Source organism: Salifodinibacter halophilus, from assembly GCA_012999515.1.
GTDB lineage: Bacteria > Pseudomonadota > Gammaproteobacteria > Nevskiales > Salinisphaeraceae > Salifodinibacter > Salifodinibacter halophilus.
In genome coordinates this window covers 1-280 of sequence record JABEEB010000181.1, presented here as the reverse complement: position 1 = coordinate 280, position 280 = coordinate 1, and the positions used below count along the sequence as shown (strand labels likewise).

At 71.8% G+C, this 280-nt stretch carries 1 protein-coding gene; it reads left to right on the top strand.

The genetic code is table 11. The features are described from left to right. Positions 1-280, top strand: a 280-nt coding sequence (locus HKX41_11220) for a peptidoglycan-binding protein (GenBank protein NNC24701.1), incomplete at both ends; no start/stop codon positions are given.

The window sequence follows — 280 nt, the reverse complement described above, 5'->3', positions numbered from 1 at the left end:
GCCCGGCCACCAAGCACGCGTTGCAGCAGGCGCAGCGCGCCTACGGTCTCGACGCCGACGGCATCGCCGGCCCGAAGACGTTGGAAGCGATGAAGAAGGCGCCGCCGGAGCATGCCGCCGCCGGCGCGCTGCTGTCGGATCCGGGCAACCGCGACAACGGCATGTACAAGCAGGCCGTGGCGGGGCTGGAGAAGCTCGGGCCGAACGCGTTCGGCAGCCGTCAGGAACTCGAGCGCGCCGCCGGCACGCTGACCTATGAGGCGCGCGCGAGCGGATTGAC